The following is a 1,500-nucleotide window of genomic DNA, read 5'->3' as shown; positions in this document are numbered from 1 at the left end:
TGCGGTCCCGCTCGGCTACGACGCAGCGGCATGACGAGGATCTGAACCAAGCTTAGCAGAGCCGCGAACCTGTCCGAGAAAGGGGGACCACCTCAGAAGACTCTCGGATACCTTCATAGCGGGCTTGGTCGAGCGGCGGAATTTGGCGATGCAAGACGACACTCTCGAATGGCTGTTCCTCATCGGGCTGGTTCTACTCGTCGCCATCTGGGCATGGAGCGTCTGGCGAGGAGTGCCGCCGCGGCAGGAAAAGCCGGACGCACAGGTGTCGAGCGGGCCGACGCTCATGGACTACTACCGCAAGCGTGCAGAGTTCGCTGACTTGCGGCGTGCCGATGCCCGCGGCGACGCGTGGGCGAGGGCCGCGGCTCAGGAGCGAGCCGATGCGCGGGCTGGCGCGGGGATCCAGGAGAAGGCCGACGAAGAGACTCGCCGGACAGCGTGGCAGCAAGCCGAGGCGCAAGCCAGGCGGAGGGCGCAGGCCGAAACGGCAGTGCGCAGGAAGGCTCAGGCCAAGGCCAACGATCGGGCAGCTCAACACGCGGAGGCGCAGCGGAAGGCCCGCGCCGCGGCGAAAGAGCGAGAGCCTGTTCGCGCCCGAGCCCGAGCACGCGCCCGGGCGCAGATGCGGGCTGACAAGGGAGAGATCGATTTCTCGGCCCTTCACAAGAACAGTCCGATCAACCTGCTAGGCTATCGCGTCGGCGCGTCCAGCCCGTTATTGCCAGGGGAGCGCCGCGCGATCCTCGCCTCTGCCGTCAGCGACCACCTGCCCAACGCCTTTGGCCCGGACTACTTGGCGATCTGGGGCACACCGGGCACCCGCAAACGCTACCAGCAAATCCAGCGCCATCTGCGCTTCTTGCTGAAAAGTCAGGGGGCGCATCCGAGGCGGCGGCTGGCGGCGAATGACTGGACCGCAGACCTCGAATGGCTGACGGCAGAGTTCGGGGCGCGGTTCGCGTACTGAGCCCATGGCCCCGGGGATGCGATCCGGGCCGCAGGGCGGGCGCCAACCCGCCTCTGCGCGGGTGGTGGCCGGGGAAGCAAGGTTGGCGCCCACCTTACGCCAGATCAGGGCTTGAGCGCCGTCCACAGGCTGGCGCCGAGGCCGGTGGTAAGGATAGAGCAGATTAGGAAGCCTTTGCCCGCCAGAGCTTCGAGCCCCGCCGCGGATAGATTGGCGGCGGTGATCCCCCAGGGACGCCTCGACATCGATCATCAGCCGGCATCCGCACCACCGCCAGGGCGTCCCTGCCCCACGCTCGCGCCGGTCGCGTAACGCCCGCCCCGGGCGCCGGGCGACCAAGTCTCATTCGCACTTCCTAGACTAGAGCGGAATCCTACCAGTCTGGATCATATCCGCATGCGCTGAAGCAGTTGGCGCATTCGGCGGGGGTGTAGGTGTGAAGCGGCATGGAAAAGTGACCCCGTAGCGGGGTGATCGGCGTCCAAAAATGCCCCCCTTACATCGGTGGCCATGATGCTCCCGGGGCAACC

General features: G+C 67.0%; 2 protein-coding genes. One reads left to right on the top strand and one right to left on the bottom strand.

Going from position 1 to position 1,500, the window contains the following annotated elements; genetic code table 11:
* Positions 1-148 precede the first annotated feature (148 nt).
* Positions 149-970, top strand: a complete 822-nt coding sequence (locus BLV24_RS21305; RefSeq protein ID WP_092685685.1) for a hypothetical protein — start codon at positions 149-151, stop codon at positions 968-970.
* A gap of 104 nt (positions 971-1,074) precedes the next feature.
* Here BLV24_RS21305 and BLV24_RS22185 read toward each other — a convergent pair whose 3' ends face one another.
* A complete protein-coding gene (locus tag BLV24_RS22185; protein WP_176954882.1) occupies positions 1,075-1,215 on the bottom strand; it encodes a hypothetical protein in 141 nt (46 codons plus the stop codon).
* Positions 1,216-1,500: the final 285 nt, after the last annotated feature.

This window comes from Albimonas donghaensis (assembly GCF_900106695.1).
Lineage (GTDB): Bacteria > Pseudomonadota > Alphaproteobacteria > Rhodobacterales > Rhodobacteraceae > Albimonas > Albimonas donghaensis.
This window is presented reverse-complemented; position numbering and strand designations above follow the sequence as displayed.